General features: G+C 72.3%; 15 protein-coding genes. 10 read left to right on the top strand and 5 right to left on the bottom strand.

The window, feature by feature from the left end:
* Positions 1-7: 7 nt before the first annotated feature.
* The 5 genes from ACFZDL_RS20925 to ACFZDL_RS20905 are packed head-to-tail and all read left to right on the top strand — an operon-like array spanning position 8 to position 6,377.
* Positions 8-598: an effector-associated domain EAD1-containing protein gene (locus ACFZDL_RS20925; protein ID WP_353587977.1), complete on the top strand. Its 591-nt coding sequence runs from the start codon at positions 8-10 to the stop codon at positions 596-598.
* A 2-nt stretch (positions 599-600) separates the two neighbouring features.
* Positions 601-1,245 carry a hypothetical protein gene (locus tag ACFZDL_RS20920; RefSeq protein ID WP_353587975.1) on the top strand — a complete coding sequence of 215 codons (645 nt, stop codon included), beginning with the start codon at positions 601-603 and terminating at the stop codon, positions 1,243-1,245.
* A 42-nt stretch (positions 1,246-1,287) separates the two neighbouring features.
* Entirely contained in the window at positions 1,288-2,715 is a 1,428-nt protein-coding gene (locus ACFZDL_RS20915) for a radical SAM protein (RefSeq protein ID WP_353587973.1), read from the top strand.
* 24 nt (positions 2,716-2,739) lie between these two features.
* Complete coding sequence (locus ACFZDL_RS20910) at positions 2,740-3,879, top strand: SUMF1/EgtB/PvdO family nonheme iron enzyme (RefSeq protein ID WP_353587971.1); 1,140 nt, start codon at positions 2,740-2,742, stop codon at positions 3,877-3,879.
* On the top strand, positions 3,876-6,377 hold the full coding sequence (locus tag ACFZDL_RS20905) for a hypothetical protein (protein ID WP_353587969.1): 2,502 nt from the start codon (positions 3,876-3,878) through the stop codon (positions 6,375-6,377). The genes ACFZDL_RS20910 and ACFZDL_RS20905 overlap by 4 nt, the downstream gene beginning before the upstream one ends.
* Before the next feature lie 27 nt (positions 6,378-6,404).
* Here ACFZDL_RS20905 and ACFZDL_RS20900 read toward each other — a convergent pair whose 3' ends face one another.
* Positions 6,405-7,385 (bottom strand): phosphotransferase, encoded by a 981-nt coding sequence (locus tag ACFZDL_RS20900; RefSeq protein WP_353588159.1) that lies wholly within the window; start codon positions 7,383-7,385, stop codon positions 6,405-6,407.
* Positions 7,386-7,545: 160 nt separating this feature from the next.
* Between ACFZDL_RS20900 and ACFZDL_RS20895 the strand changes: the two genes are divergently transcribed.
* The gene (locus ACFZDL_RS20895; RefSeq protein ID WP_353587967.1) at positions 7,546-8,469 is read left to right on the top strand and encodes an aminoglycoside phosphotransferase family protein; all 924 of its coding nucleotides are present in this window, start codon (positions 7,546-7,548) and stop codon (positions 8,467-8,469) included.
* A 36-nt stretch (positions 8,470-8,505) separates the two neighbouring features.
* On the opposite strand, the gene ACFZDL_RS20890 is transcribed toward ACFZDL_RS20895, so the two are convergent.
* Positions 8,506-9,837: an MFS transporter gene (locus ACFZDL_RS20890; RefSeq protein WP_353587965.1), complete on the bottom strand. Its 1,332-nt coding sequence runs from the start codon at positions 9,835-9,837 to the stop codon at positions 8,506-8,508.
* Between the two features lie 147 nt (positions 9,838-9,984).
* On the opposite strand from ACFZDL_RS20890, the gene ACFZDL_RS20885 reads away from it, so the two are divergent.
* On the top strand, positions 9,985-10,491 hold the full coding sequence (locus tag ACFZDL_RS20885; RefSeq protein WP_353587963.1) for a MarR family transcriptional regulator: 507 nt from the start codon (positions 9,985-9,987) through the stop codon (positions 10,489-10,491).
* A gap of 69 nt (positions 10,492-10,560) precedes the next feature.
* On the opposite strand, the gene ACFZDL_RS20880 is transcribed toward ACFZDL_RS20885, so the two are convergent.
* Entirely contained in the window at positions 10,561-11,001 is a 441-nt protein-coding gene (locus ACFZDL_RS20880; RefSeq protein WP_353587961.1) for a nuclear transport factor 2 family protein, read from the bottom strand.
* 100 nt (positions 11,002-11,101) lie between these two features.
* Positions 11,102-11,710, bottom strand: a complete 609-nt coding sequence (locus tag ACFZDL_RS20875; RefSeq protein WP_353587959.1) for a TetR/AcrR family transcriptional regulator — start codon at positions 11,708-11,710, stop codon at positions 11,102-11,104.
* Between the two features lie 112 nt (positions 11,711-11,822).
* On the opposite strand from ACFZDL_RS20875, the gene ACFZDL_RS20870 reads away from it, so the two are divergent.
* Both ACFZDL_RS20870 and ACFZDL_RS20865 read left to right on the top strand, forming a co-directional pair.
* Positions 11,823-12,767 (top strand): beta-ketoacyl-ACP synthase III, encoded by a 945-nt coding sequence (locus tag ACFZDL_RS20870; protein ID WP_353587957.1) that lies wholly within the window; start codon positions 11,823-11,825, stop codon positions 12,765-12,767.
* Positions 12,768-12,804: 37 nt separating this feature from the next.
* A complete protein-coding gene (locus ACFZDL_RS20865; RefSeq protein WP_353587955.1) occupies positions 12,805-13,536 on the top strand; it encodes a sulfite exporter TauE/SafE family protein in 732 nt (243 codons plus the stop codon).
* Positions 13,537-13,608: 72 nt separating this feature from the next.
* Here the strand turns inward: ACFZDL_RS20865 and ACFZDL_RS20860 are convergent, their stop codons facing one another.
* Positions 13,609-14,538: an AraC family transcriptional regulator gene (locus ACFZDL_RS20860; RefSeq protein ID WP_353587953.1), complete on the bottom strand. Its 930-nt coding sequence runs from the start codon at positions 14,536-14,538 to the stop codon at positions 13,609-13,611.
* Positions 14,539-14,693: 155 nt separating this feature from the next.
* On the opposite strand from ACFZDL_RS20860, the gene ACFZDL_RS20855 reads away from it, so the two are divergent.
* Positions 14,694-15,155, top strand: a complete 462-nt coding sequence (locus ACFZDL_RS20855; protein ID WP_353587951.1) for a pyridoxamine 5'-phosphate oxidase family protein — start codon at positions 14,694-14,696, stop codon at positions 15,153-15,155.
* The last annotated feature ends 2 nt before the right edge of the window (positions 15,156-15,157 follow it).

Genomic DNA, 15,157 nt, shown 5'->3' with positions numbered 1-15,157 from the left:
GAGTGATATGAGTCTGCTGGACGCGGCCCCTTTCGCCGCCGACGACCCACAGGCGCGGGAACTGCTCGCCGCGCTCCTCACGGCGTACGACCAGGGGCCCGAGGTACGGGCCTTCGTGCTCGCGGCGGGGATGCGGGCAGCCGAGTTCGCGTGGACGGCGCCCATGGCGGAGGTGTGGCCGCAGGTCCTGCGGCGGGCGGCGGACCAGGGGAGGCTGCGGCGGCTGGTCGGCCTGATCGCCGAGGACCCCAACAGCGCGGCGTACGGGATCGTCGCCCGGCTTGCCGCCACCCCCGCCCCGGCCGCTGCCCAGGCGCCGGCCTTGCCTCAGCCGGTCTCCCCTCAGCCGGGCGACGTACGCCGACTGGTCATGGACGCCCTGGACGACGATGAACTGGGCGCACTCTGCCTCGATCACTTTCCCTCCGTGTACGGCCAGTTCGCCCAGGGCATGAGCAAATCGCAAAAGACGATCCGGCTGATCGAGTACTGTGCGCGGCGTGATCGGCTACCGGACCTCGTACGACGGGTCGGCGAGGTCAACCCCGTCAGGCACCGCGAGTTCACCGACCGCCTGGAAAACCGAGACGAGAGGTGAGCATGGACGAGCGTGAGCTGAAACTCAATTCCCTGTCGCGGTACGCCAAGTCGTCACCGCTTTTCATCCTCGAGGAGCACGGCCACTGCGAGGTGCCCGCCGGATGCGGTGGCGTGGTGCTCCGGTGGCGCAATCCGCGGGCCGGAGTCCCTTTCACGATGTGGCTGGAGACCGACGGCCCGAGCGAGATGTATCTCGACGGCACGGCGCCCTCCTCGTCCCGCCCGCTGGTCCCTTTCGGCACCCACGTACTCGCGTTCGAGATAGCCGCGTACGACCCCGCCTACACCACGCTGATGTTCGCCGGGCTCTGCAAACCCGATGAGGACATCCATGTGCGGACCACGGCCCCTCACGACGGCGCGGAGACGTCCGTGCTCTCGGCGGCGGACGGCAGTTGGACGTACTCCCTCGACGAGCCGGAGGACGACGCCTGGACGCGCCCCGGTTTCGACGACGAGGGCTGGCGGCCCATGGTGGAGCGGTCCGAGCGGCGGCCGGCGGAGGATCCGCAGCGGAATGCCGAGCCTTATCGGGTGAGAAGGCTGAGGGAATTCGGCGCGGTCGGCCTGGGGATTCCCGGACAGGGCGGCGGCCGGGTCTGGATCCGTAAGGTCTTCACGATTTCCGACCCGGGCGCGGCCTGACGGACGCGAAGAAGTTCGCGTCCCAACAAACGGAGGTTAACGATGCCGGAACGGGCCCCGCTGGTCCTCACCCCGCAATTCTTCGGCAGCCTGGTCTTCGACCGCCGTACGTCGCGCTATCTGCCCTTCGACGCCGAGGCCACGGACGTACTGAGGCGGCTGGCCGCGCACCCCGTCGACCGCCTGCTCGCGGAGACGGACGACGCGGAACGGCGCGGCCGGATCGAGCGCTTCTTCGAGCACTTCCACGACCTGGGGTTCTTCACCGTCGACGGCCGGTTCGCCGGTGTCGTCCGCGATGACCTGGAGGTGCCGCCGGACCATCTCGCCGGGCCGCTGGCGGTCCATCTGGAGGTCATCGCCTCGTGCAATCTGGGCTGCACCCACTGTTTCGCCGGTGACCTCCCGCGCCGTGAGAAGCGGCTGAGCCTGGAGGAGATCGACCGGCTCTTCGCCGAGATGGCGCGGCTCGGCGCCTTCCGGCTGGGGCTCACGGGCGGTGAGCCGCTGCTGCGGAAGGATATTTTCCAGATCATCGATCTGGCTCTGGCCCACGGCCTGGCCCCGTGCATCACCACCAATGGCCTGCTCATCACCGAGGACATCGCCAGGGAATTCGGAAAGCGCGAACTGGTCTGGCTGAATGTCAGTCTGGAAGGCGCGACCGCCGAGACCAACGACCGGGTGCGCGGGCCCGGCACGTTCGCCAAGGTGCTCGACCGCCTCGCCGTCCTCCGCGAACACGCCCGTTTCACCCTGGCCTTCACCATCATGCGGACCAATCTCGACGAGATCGACGCCTGCGCCGAGCTGGCCCGTCAAGTGGGCGCGGACACGGCGGTGTTCCGGCCGCTGTACCCGGTCGGTGTCGCGGAGCGGAATCAGGAGCTGATGCCGAGTTTCGCGGACTACACCGAGGCGCTGAACGGCCTGGCCCGGCTGGGCAGTGCAAGCCCCACCGACCCCGGCAGCCCCGGCGGCCCCGGCAACCCCGGCAGCCCCGGCAGCCCCGTGGATCTACATCACATCGACCCGTTCAGCCCGCATTCCCGGCAGGAGACGCAGTCCGTCATCCACCAGAACTACGGCTGCGGCGCCGGAAACCTCGTGTGCTCCGTCTCCGTGTCCGGCGACGTCAACCCGTGCAGCTTCCTCGGCCCGGATTTCGTCGCCGCCAACGTACGGGACACCTCCCTGGCCGAGATCTGGCACCACAGCGCCGGCTTCCAGGCGATACGGGCCCTCCCGCACACCGACCCGGCCAGCGGCCACGGCCAGACCGCCACCTTCGCCGGCGGCTGCCGCGCCCGCTCCCTCGTCCTGGCCGGTTCGGTCAACGCCCCCGATCCCTGGATCGCCGAACAGGTCCAGGCCGAAGCGCTCTCGGGGTCGGCGGTCCGCAACCCGCTCGTCATCCTCGACGTCTCCGCCCGGCCGGGCGGGCGCGCCTGCCACGGATCGTGCGGGTAGGGCGAGATGGGAGCGGAACACGACATGGGAGCCGCGTACGAATGGCTGCGCGCCGACCACACCGCCACCGGCAGCGCCCGTGAACTGCTGCGGCTCGCCCGCGAGCTGGAGGCCCGGGGCGACCCGCGCACCGCCGCGACCGCGTACGACCGCGCGCGCATGGTCGCCCCGGACGACCCCGAGATCGCCGAGGAGCGCGGCGCGCTGCTGGACCGGATGGCGGTCGAGGAGCACGGCATCCTCTTCCGCTATGTCCCGGCCGGCTCCTTCGCGATGGGCTCCGCCCACGGCGACCCGGACGAGCGCCCGGTGCACCCGGTCCGGCTCGGCGACTACTGGCTGTCCGAGACCCCGGTGAGCTGGGCCGCTTTCTGCGACCTCATGGACTGGGAGCCGCCTCCCACCGGGATGCCCCGGGAGGAGCTGAAGCGGAGCGGAACGGTGGACCCCGGCTGGTTCCTGTACGAGGCGAACAAGATCCGCCTGCAGTACTGCGAGGACGCGACCGTCCGCGCCACCGACTGGCACGCCCACGCGCCGCGCCACGACTGGGTCAGCGGAGACGGCGAGCGGGTCGACTCCCGGACCCTGTTCGGCACGCCGCGCCGGGACGACCCCCGGCGGCCGTGGGCCTATGACCGCAAGCCCATGGTGAGCGTGTCCTGGCAGGACGCCGAGGAGCTGTGCGAGCGGCTGTCCACCGGCGAGGTCCGCTACGGCCTGCCCACCGAGGCGGAGTGGGAGCGGGCCGCGCGCGGCGGCCTGCCAGGACACCGCTACCCCTGGGGGGACGCGCCCCCCACCCCCGAGCGCTGCGACTTCGACCGCTTCGACCAGTTCTCCATCCTGCCCATGCGGCGCCTTCCGGCGAACGGCTACGGGCTGTACGGGATGAGCGGAGGGGTGTGGGAGTGGACGGCCGACTGGTACGACGCGCAGTACTACGGGACCGGCCCCGGGACCGACCCGACCGGCCCCGCCCGGGGCCAGGAACGGGTGCTGCGCGGCGGCTCGTGGGCGGACTGCGCCGAGGCGGTCACGGTGTCCTTCCGGATGTCCCGTGAGGCGGGCAGCTGGCGGGAGGGCGGCTGGGGCGCGCACATGACCCCCAACATCGGCTTCCGGCTGTGCCGCAAGGACCTCGCGCCCACGGCGACGCCATGACGGGCCACCCCCCGTACGGCGCCGTGCGCAACCCCGGCGCCGTACGGGCCCTGATCGACGGGGCCCTGTCCGAGGACGAGATCCGGGACCTGTGCTTCGACCACTACCCGCAGGTGTATCGGGAGCTCGCGGCGGCCATGAGCCGCCGCGAGTGCATCCGCAGGCTGGTCGCTTGGTGCCACGGCAGACGGGAGCTCGGCGCGCTCGTCGCCCGCGTCGCCGAGCTCAACGCGGAGGCCGTCGCCGCGCACGCCGAAGCGCTCGCAGCGCCCCCACAGGACTCGCAGCACGCACAGGACTCGCACGACCCACAGGACTCACAGGACCCACAGCACTCACAGGGCTGGCAGGGCTGGCAGGACTCGCAGGACGGGGCCCCGGAGGCCGCTCCCCGGGGACGCCCCCTGACGGCGGGCATCATCCACGCCCTGCCGCCCGCCCCCGGCTTCGTCGGCCGCGCGGACGAACTGGCGGCCCTCGGCCGCTTCTGGCAGGACGGCGAGCCGGGCGTGCTGGCGCTGCTCGGACTGGGCGGCGCGGGGAAGACGGCCCTGGCGGGGGAGTTCCTGGCCCGGCTGCGGAGGAAGGGGGACCCGCCCCCCGACGAGCTGTTCATCTGGAGCTTCTACCTCAACCAGGACGTCAAGGAGTTCCTGGAGGTCGCCTACGCCTACTTCAGCGGGGGCGCGGTCGTACGCGGCAGCCCCATGGGCACCTTCTACCTGCTCACCGAGATCCTGACCCGACCGGGCCGCAGGCTGCTCGTCCTGGACGGCCTGGAGCGGGTGCAGCGCCCGGCCACCGACCGTCAGGGCGTCTTCGGCGATCTGACCGACCGGCTGCTCGCCCAGGTCATCGACCGCCTCGCCGACGGCCTGGGCACCACCAAGTGCCTGATCACCAGCCGCCTCCCGCTGCCCCGGCTGGCGCCCTGGCACGGCCGCGGCTACGCCTGGCTCGACATCGACCAGCTGTGCCGCAAGGACGCGGTGGCCCTGGTCCGCGACCGCGGCGTACGCGGCGACGACGACGCGCTGCACGCCCTGGTCGACGAGTACGGCGCCCACGCCCTGACCCTCGACCACCTCAGCGGCTACCTCGTCGCGTACGCCGACGCCGACCCGGCCCGCGCCGCCTCGCTGCCCGAGCCGCGCGCCGACTCCGGAGAGCCGCAGGAGCGGCGCCTGGCGCGGGTGCTCGACGCGTACGAGACCGCGCTGAGCGAGCGGGAGACGGCCCTGCTCGCCCGGCTGTGCATCTTCCGCTTCGGCGCGTCCGCCGAGCAGCTGCACTCCGTCTTCACCCGCGCCTCCAACCCCCTGATCGCGGGCCCGCTGCGCGGCCTCGACCAGCGCGAGGTCCTGGCCGCCCTGCGCCGCCTGCACCAACTCCACCTGGTGCTGCGCGAATCCGGCGCCCTGTTCACCGTCCACCCCGCGGTCCGCGACCACTTCTACCGGTCCTTCGCCGACCCGCGCTCCGTCCACCAGGCCGTACGCCGCCACTACAGCGCCCTGGTCACCGGCCCCGGCGTACGGCCCGCGGACCACCCCGAGACCCTGGACCTGCTCGAAGAGCTGGTCCACCACTCCCTCGCGGCCGGCCATGTCGCCGAGGCCGAGGAGGTCTACCGGCTCCGCATGGGCGGCTATCAGCACCTCGCCTGGCAGATCGGCCAGTACAGCCGCTGTGTCCGCGTCCTGGAGGAGTTCCCCGCCTGCCCCGACCCCGGCGGCCTCCTGTGGTGCTACCGCGCGATCGGCGACCTTCCCGCCGCCCTGGCCCGTATCGACCCGGACGACAGCTGGTGGCTCGCCATGATCGGCACTCTCAGAGGCCGCCTCGCCGAAGTGGCCGATCTCCTGCGCGGCAGCCGCCGCGACCCCATCCTCGCCGTCTCCCGTGCCCTCACCGGCTCCCTGCCCGTCGACGAACTGGCCGCCGCCCCCGTCTGGTTCGGCCTGCCGATCTCACCGGCCGAATGCCTCCTGGAGGCCGGCCTTACCGAACCGGCGAGCGCCTACCTCGCCCGCGCCCGCGCGGAGCTGACCGACGTCTCCCTGGGCGCCGACTGGAAGGACGAGGTCGCCCGCTACGACCTGATCGAGGCCGCTCTCGCCTGCCACTCCGGCGACCTCGTCATGGCCCAGAGCCTGCTGGACAAAGCCACCCAGTGGATCGTCACCTCCGGCTCGCAGGAACACCTCTGCCTCCTCCACCTCGGCCGCGCCCGCCTCGCCCGCGCCCAGCGCCACCACACCCTCGCCGCCACCGCCCTCCGCGAAGGCCTCCGCACCGCAGAACAGTGCGGCTTCGGCCTCCACCGCCTCCCCCTCCTCCTCGAAAAGGCCGAACTCGCCCTCCATCTCGACGACCTCCACACCGCCACCGCCGCCGCCACCACCGCCCTCGACGCCGCCTCCGACCCGGCCTGCCACCACGTCTGGGCCATGGCCCGAGCGGGCCGCCTCCTGGAGACGATCGAGCAGCGGACGTAGTCGTCCCCTGAACCGGAGTCGGTGACCTCAGACCGCCGAGACCAGCGCCAGCGCCTCGGCCAAGTGGTGCTCGGCGATTCCCCGCATGAACGCCCGGTCGGGGAAGTCCCCCTCCAGCAGTCGGAGCGGACCCGCCGTCAGCGAAAGCCGCTGGGCGAGCGTGTAGAGCGCGATCCGGTCCTCGTCGAGGCCGTCCACCGCCAACCGCCGGTAGTGGCCCTCGGGGTGCCGGACCCGCAGGAACACGTGCTCCCACTCGACGTCGAAGTACATCAGATCCTCGATGTCGATCAGAACGGGGTTGCCGTCCCGGTCCACCAGCACGTGATCCAGCCCCAGCTCGCCATGGACGACCGAGTACTCGGCACGCGGCCGCACCGCCGCGGCGAGCTCCCGTAGCCGCTCCTCCAGCCGGTCGCGGGCCCCCGCGATCCTCTGGTCACGCGCGGCCGCCTCGGCGAGGCAGCGCAGCGCGAAGTCGAGCACGGCACCCTCGCACGACACCCCCCGCGACGTTCCTCCCCCGTCGACCAGGGCCACCTTGCCGAATGACCGCGCCTGATGACCCCGCATCGCCGCCAGGGCATCGGCGAGGCGCGCCATCGTCGGCTCCGCGCCGCTCGGGTCGCGGTTGACCAGGTCCAGCAGGTCCTCGCCGGGGAAGTCCTCCACGATCGCGAGGTCGGCCGGGCAGTGAACGCGGTCGCGGTCGACCAAGTGGAGCTCGGGAACCCGCAGGCCCAGCGAGCCCAGCCGGGCGCGGGCGGCCTCGAACAGGCCGAGCCCGACACCGGGCGAGAACGGATCGGTGAGGTCGCCGTCGCCCTCGGCCGCCGGCCAGTAGTTCTCCGACTCCTCCCACAGATAGGCGATCGCCGTGGTGGAGTCGTCCATCGTCAGGCGGTACACGCCCTTCCGGCTGCCACCGGCCAGCCGCTCGACCGCCTCCAGCCGCCGCCCGCCACCCAGAGCGACCCGCGCCGCCTCCGCCAACTGCTCTCGCGTCACTGTCCGGGGTGCCACGTCCACCACTCGCCTTTCCCACTCGACAACCGCTGGGCCTTAGGGTGAAGGCATGCTTTGACGCCTGCCCGCCGGCCGGGCACCCCCGCGAACTCCTTCGTACGTCCGATTCCGACTCCGCGAATCCCACGAAGGAGACTTTTTCATGAACACGTCGACCCTGATCGACGTCCCCGACGCCTTCGCCGCGTCCTACGGCGGCAACGACCCCTCCGCGCGCGCCTGGATCGCCGGGCTGCCCCGCCTGGGCGGTGAGTTCCTGGACCGCTGGGAGCTGCGGTCCGACGGGCCGGTCGCGTATGGGATGGCCTCGCTGGTGCTGCCCGTCCGGCGGGCCGACGGGACGGCCGCCGTCCTCAAGCTGCAGCAGCTGCGGGAGGAGACGGCGGGTGTCGCCGCCGGGCTGCGCGCGTGGCGCGGTGATGGCATCGTGAGGCTGCTCGACTACGACGAGGAGAACGGTACGCAGCTGCTGGAGCGGCTGGACGCGGGGCGGACCCTGTCGTCGGTGGCCGACGACAGCGCGGCCATGCGCATCCTGGCCGAGCTGATGGCGCGGCTGACCTCGGTGGCCGCCCCCGAGGGGCTGCGGGGGCTGGCCGACATCGCGGCCGCCATGCTCGACGAGACCCCGCGGGCGGTACGGGCGCTGCGCGACCCCGCCGAGCAGCGGCTGTTGCGCGGCTGCGCGTCCGCCGTGGCCGAGCTCATCGGCGAGCCTGGAGACCGGCTGCTGCACTGGGACCTGCACTACGACAATGTCCTGGCCGGGGAGCGGGAGCCGTGGCTGGCCATCGACCCCGAGCCGCTGGCGGGCGACCCGGGGTTCGAGTTGCTGCCCGCGCTGGACAACCGGTGGGACGACGTGGTGGCCACCGGCGATGTCGTCCGTACGGTGCTCCGCCGCTTCGACCTGCTGACCGAGGCCGTCGGGCTGGACCGGCAGCGGGCGGTCGGCTGGACGCTCGGGCGCGTGCTGCAGAACGCGCTGTGGGACATCGAGGACGGCAAGGCGGCGCTGGAGCCGGCCCAGGTCGCCATCGCCACGGCCTTGCTGCGCCACCGTTAGACCAGGAGATCAGGCCGCTGGTGCCGGGGCGGGCTCCTAGCCCAGCACCAGCAGCGTCGCCAGCGCCGGGCCCAGCGCCCCGCCCAGCTGGTAGCCGAGGGTGAACAGCCCGATGGCGGTCGGGCGTTGGGCCGCGGGGACGGCGGAGGCGGCGTCCATGGACTGGGTGGCGTTGGCGCCCGTCGCGCAAAACACCGCCGCACCCGCCGCCGCGAGCAGCGCGGGCGCGCTGTGGGCCCACGTCGCCGTCGCGGCGGCCAGCACCCCGACCGTGAGCAGCACCGCCCGCACCCGCAGCCGCCCGAGCCGCGCCGAGACCGCCGCGAAGCCGAGGGCCAGGGCCGAACCGGTCAGCAGCGCCACCAGCTGGCCGGTGGCCACCGCCCCCGTCGACCAGCCGGCCCGCCCGGCGATCAGCCGTGGCACCGCGAACAGCAGCACGAAGTACGACGTGGAGAGGGTGAGCGCGAGCAGCGTCGCGGTGCGGAAGACGGGGGTGCGCAGCACCGCCGACGGTACGAACCCCTCCGGGCGGCGGCGTATGTGCAGGGCGAGCAGCACGGCCGCGGCCACCGCCACCCCGACGGCCGGCAGCGGACAGGAGGGCAGCAGGATGACACCGGTGGCCAGGGCCGAGAGCAGCAGCGCGCCCCGGGTGTCGAAGCGGCCCTCGGCGGGCGGGGCCTTGGTGACATGGCGCCCGACGGCCGGTACGGCGAGCAGCGCCACCATGGACACCGCCAGCGCGGCCCGCCAGGACACCGCCCCGGTGATGCGCTCGCCGAGCAGGGGGCCGGCCGCGCCCAGCATGCCGAACCCGGCGCTGATCACCCCCATCCGCCGGGCGTTGCCCGCCAGGCTCATCGCCACCGCGATCAGCCCCGCGCCGCCCGCGGCCTGCGCGGCGCGCCCGACGAGGGTCAACGGCAGCCACGGCGACGCGATCAGCACCACGCTGCCGCCGAGCACGAGAGACGCCCCGACCCGCAGCGCCACCCGCGCCCCGCGCCGCCGCAGCAGCGTCGCCAGCAGCGGCATCCCCACGCTCATCGCCCACGCGAACGTGGTGACCAGCCAGGCGGCGGTCGCCGTGCCGACGCCCAGCGAACGGCTCATGTCGTCGAGGATCAGTACGGGCGCGTTGGCCCCGGCGGCGACCGGCGTGGCCAGCAACGCCAGCCAGAGCACGGGGACGTGGCGGGCTCCGTTGCCGCTTGTCCCGGTGCCGGTGCCGGTGCCGGTGCCGGTGCCGGTGCCGGTGCCGGTGTCCGTGCGGGTGCCGGCGTCGGCGTCGGCGTCGGTGGCAGCGGAAGTCGCGGTGGACGTGGTGCCGGTGGCGCGTGGGTCCGGCCTCGGGGTGGTGGACAACGGTTCCCCCGTCTCATTTATCTCAAGGTTGACTCTCTCAACGTTGAGATAAAAGCAGCCGGGCTTGTGCGCCGTCAAGTGTCTTAACCTTGAGAAGGTCTACGCTGAGGAAGTCGAGGAAACCGGGGGACGTCGAGAGGAGCGCCGATGAGCGACGTGGTCGACCACATCACCGAACAGTGGGTGAAGGAGCGCCCCGAGCTGACGGACGATCTCTGGCCGGTCCACGTGCTCGCCCGCGTGCAGCGGGTGCAGCGCGTCATCGACAAGTCGCTCAAGGCGTTCTGCGCCGAACACGGCCTGGAGCCGGGCGAGTTCGATGTCCTCACCACGCTCCGCCGCTCGGGCCCGCCCTACGCCCTGACGGCGGGCGGCTTCCTCAAGGCGGCCATGGTGACCTCCGGGGCCATCACCAACCGCATCGACCGCATGGAGGCCAAGGGGCTGGTCGAGCGGGTGCGCGAGGGCGGCGACCGGCGCACCGTCCTCATCCAGTTGACCGAGCGCGGCCGGGAGCTCATCGACACCGTGATGGTCGCGCATCTGCGCAACTACGCGAAGATCCTCGATACTCTCGACCGCGACGAGTGCGAGCGGATCGCCGCGGGTCTGCGCAAGGTCCTGGAGGCCCACGGCGACTCGTCCATCACCTGAGAGGCGTCCTGAGCCCCTGACTCTCCTGGGCCCCTGACCCTCCTTGAGCCCCGTGTCCTCCGCGACTCGTCAGGGCTCGAGGTCGGCCACTCCCTTGCCGCTCGCTATGTCGAACGGCACAGAGACCTGGTCGTGTGCGATCAGCCAGGTGCCGTCGGTCTTCCGGAAGCAGAGAGTGCCCCGGACCCACATGCCGCCTATCGCCGCCCCGTTGGGCAGCGTGCCGCTGAGCCGGCCGAAGAAGTGTCCGAACGCCACATCGCCGCCCACGGTGACGGACAGGTCGCGAACCTCATACCGCACGTCCTGGAAGAACGTGAACGCCCTCGCCCAGTTCTTCATCTTCGCCTCCACCCCCACATGCTGCAGCGGCGGCTCGACATCGAAGGACACGACGTCCGTGGCGTAGAGCCGCTTCAGGCCGTCGAGATCCTTGGCTCCGATTCCTTCCACGATTCTGTCGACCTGCTGACGGATCTCGGCCTCGTCGGCCTCGCGCTGCGTGGACATCGCGCCACATCCCTTCCGATCGGTGTGGAATCCCGGTTTCGAGCTCCTTCGATTACTACGACGGCGTAGCCCGTCGAAATGTCACGTGGCGGCCCGGCGGCTAGCGCGGGGCGAGGAGCCGGTCCACGGCGCGGCGGGTGCGGTCGGCCGCTTCCGGGGCGGCGAAGAGCTGGATCTCCTGGTTGAGGGCCATGTAGAGGCCGACCAACTCGTACGCGATCTGCTCCGGGTCGGCGTCAGCCGGCAGGTCGCCCGCCGCGACGGCGGTGCGCGCCTCCGCGGCCAGCCGGCGCCGCCAGAGCCCGAACAGCCGGGCCACCGCGTCCCGTACGAGCCCGGCGCGGGCGTCGAACTCGATGGAGGCGGTGGTGAAGAGGCAGCCGCCGGGGAAGGTGTCGCGGGCCGTCTCCAGATAGGTGATCCACGCCTCACAGAGGGCGCGCAGCCTCGGCAGCCCCCGCTGTGCGCCCTGCGCGGGCTCCCACACCAGCCGTGAGAAAGTGGCCGCCCCCGCGTCCAGGGTGGCGAGTTGCAGCGCCTCCTTGGTGCCGAAGTGGCCGAGCACCCCGGCCTTGCTCATCCCCAGGTCGGTGGCGAGCCGCCCGATGGTCAGCCCTTCGAGGCCTTCGACCGAGGCGAGGGCAACTCCGCGTTCCGTGATGCGCTCCCGTGTTCTGCGGGCTTCGGCGACGGACTTGCGTGGGCTCATGGCGTCAGGATACCCAGCCGCACCCATTTAGCTTCCGATCGATCGGTTGCTATATTCCCCGACAGTGAAGCGTAGACAGTGTCTGCCGTACGTCCAGCCGAGGAGAACAGCCGTGTCCGGAAGCCGCATTGCCGCCCTGGGGCACTACCAGCCCTCGCGCGTGATGACCAACGACGACCTGTCGGCCATGGTCGACACCAGCGACGAATGGATCCGCCGCCGCACCGGCATCGCCACGCGCCGTATCGCCGCCACCGACGAGTCCGTCACCGACATGGCGACCGCCGCCGCGGGCAAGGCCCTCGCCGGAGCCGGCCTGCAGCCGTCCGACATCGGTCTGATCACCGTGGCCACCTGCACCGCGATCGACCGCTGCCCGTCGATCGCCGCCCAGGTCGCGGGCCGCCTCGCCATCCCGTCCGCCGTGGCCTTCGACCTGAACAACGGCTGCGCCGGCTTCTGCACCGCCCTCGCCTGCGCGGACCACTCCGTACGGGCGGGCGCCGCCCGCCACGCCTTGGTCATCGGCGCCGAGAAGATGTCCGACGTGACGGACTGGGGCGACCGCAGTACGTGTGTGCTGCTCGGCGACGGCGCGGGCGCCGCCGTGATCAGCGCCGCCGAGGACACCGGCATCGGCCCCGTTACCTGGGGCTCCGACCCCACCCGCGGCCACGCCGTACGCCTGGTCGACGACTGGCACCCGTACTTCGCCCAGGAGGGGCAGACCGTCTTCCGCTGGGCCACCGGCGAACTCCCCGCCATCGCCCGCGAGGCCTGCCACCGCGCCGGCCTCGCCCCCGCCGACCTCGCGGGCGTGGTCACCCACCAGGCCAACCTCCGCATCATCGAGGCCGTCGTACGCCAACTCGACCTCCCCGAGGACGCGGTGATCGCCCAGGACGTCGTCGAGTCCGGCAACACCTCCGCCGCGTCCGTCCCGCTCGCCCTGTCCAAGCTGACGGCGCGCGGCGACCTCCCCTCGGGCGCCCCGGTGCTGCTGCTCGCGTTCGGCGGCGGGCTGTCGTGGGCGGGCCAGGTGGTGGCCTGCCCCTGAGGCACGCTGGGAAAGATGGCATGGAAAACTTCCGGCCATGAACGTTGGGGCGGCGGAGCTGCTACTCGGCGGCGTCGTCCTGGCAGGCGCGTCCGTGCAGTGGCTGACGGGGATGGGGTTCGCCCTCGTCGCCGTGCCCGCCCTCGTCCTGCTGCTCGGCCCGGCCCAGGGTGTCGCCCTCGCCAACTGCGCGGCCGGCGTCATCTGCGCGGTGGGCCTCGCCGACGGCGGCTGGCGGCGGGTCCGGCTGACCGCGATGGTCCCCCTGGTCGCCGCCTCCGCCTGTACCGTCCCGGCCGGCACCTGGGTCGCCGCCCGCCTGCCCGAACCCGTCCTGCTCGCCGCCATGGGCGGCCTGGTCACCGTGGCCGTCCTGCTCGTGATGGGCGGCACGCGCGTGCCCGCCCTCAGCGGCGTCAAGGGAGCGCTGACCGCGGGCGCAGCCGGGGGCTTCATGAACTCCTCGGCCGGGGTCGGCGGCCCACCCGTGTCCCTGTACGCCATGAACGCGGGCTGGGCCGTCCGCGAGTTCGTGCCGAACGCGCAGTTCTACGGGATCGTGGTGAACGCCTTCTCCATCGCCGCCAACGGGGTTCCCCGGCTGGAGTCGGGCGTATGGGCGTTGGCGGTGGCCGGAATGGCGGCGGGCGCGGTCATCGGCAAGGCGCTCGCCGAGCGCGTCCCGGAGCGGGGCGCCCGGCTGCTCGTCCTCCTGATCGCGCTGGGCGGCGGGCTGTCCACGCTGGTCAAGGGGGTATGGGAGCTGTGAGCCGGGGGCTGTGGCCCGAGGGCCGCGACCCGGAGACTGGGGCCCCGGGACCGTGTCCCGAGGCTGTGTCCCTCACCGCGTTCCGCTGTCCTCCCGTTCCACCGGAAGCCACAACTCCGCGTCGGCCTCCGCCTTGTCCGGTGACATCCGGACGCGCAAGATCTCCGGGCCGGGGCGGCTGCGGTACGGGTTCGACGGGAACCACTCCGTGAACACGTCATGCCACAGGAGCTGGATGGCCTCCGGCGCCGGCCCGGAGGTGGTGAACACCGCCCAGCTACCGGCCGGGACGGGGAGGACGGCCGCACTCTCGGGCAGCGCCGCACTCTCGGGCGGCGCCGCGCCCTCGGGCGGCGCCGCGCCCTCGGAGGTGCCCGCCGAGGTGACCACCCCGTGGTAGTAGTCGAGCTCGGTGCCCTCGGCGCGGCTCGTGTCCAGGTCGTCGCAGACCGCGACAATGCCCTGCGGCTCCTGGTCCGACAGCTTCTCCAGGCGCTCCAGGGCCTGCGGTTCGACCCCCCGGACGAAGTCGATGATCGCCTGGTTCGGCCCCATGTGTACCAGTGGCACCCGGGCCTTGAAACCGACGACGCTGAAGGCCGGCCTGTCCACGACCCGATAACGCATACTGCTGCTCCCTTCGACGGTGAGCCGGAAGGTCAACCGGGGCTGGGAGACCAGCGCCGCACCGCCGCGCCGCGCCTCGCCTGGCCCGACACCGTGCATGGCCCGGAACGCCCGCGCGAACGCCTCACCCGAGCCGTAGCCGTAGCGCACCGCGATCTCCAGCAGCGACTCGTCCCCCGCAAGCACCTCGGCCCCCGCGACGGTGAGCCGGCGCCGCCGGATGTACTCCGACAGCGGCATCCCCGCCAGCGCCGAGAACATCCGGCGCAGGTGGTACTCGGAGGTGGCCGCGATCCGCGCCAGCCCCGCCCCGTCGATGGACTGGTCGAGGTGGCGCTCGATGTGCTCCATGGCCTGGTTGAGCCGCTCCAGCACGCCCGGTTTCCTTCCTCTCGTGCGCTCACCACGCTAGGCAGCGCGCAACCCCCGGCACCCGACATCCTGTGCCCGATCAGATCGGGTTCTCCGTCCGGGGCTCTAGGACCACGGCCCGAGGCGTGCGGGCCTCGTGATCAGTACCGTCGCGAGCCATGAACACCGCCAAGGAACCGCGCGGCGCTGAACAGCGGCGGCGTGACGTGCTCGAAAGACTGCGGACAGAGGAAGACGTCTGGGTCGCCTCGGCGGACGCGGAAGGACTGCCGTGCCTGGTGCCGCTGTGGTTCCTCTGGGACGGCGCGGCGATGTGGATGTCGACCAGACTCACCAACCCCACCGGGCGCAACCTGCGGCAAACGGGCCGGGCTCGCCTTGCGCTGGGCCATACCCGGGATGTCGTCCTGATCGACGGAAGGGTGGAGACCTTCACCGCCGAGGAGGTGCCGACCGCCGCAGCGGACGCGTTCGCGTCGAGGTGGGGCTGGGACCCGCGGGAGGACCACGCCTCCTACGCGTATTTCAAGGTGCTTCCGCAGGCGATACAGGCGTGGCACGGGGAGCATGAGCTCAAGGGCAGGCATGTGATGCGCGACGGGGAGTGGATCGACAGGTGAGT

Origin of the sequence: Streptomyces sp. NPDC007917, assembly GCF_042959105.1 — a bacterium.
Classification (GTDB): Bacteria; Actinomycetota; Actinomycetes; order Streptomycetales; family Streptomycetaceae; genus Streptomyces.
Note: the sequence above shows the minus strand (reverse complement) of the source record. Positions and strands in the feature narration are given on the sequence as shown.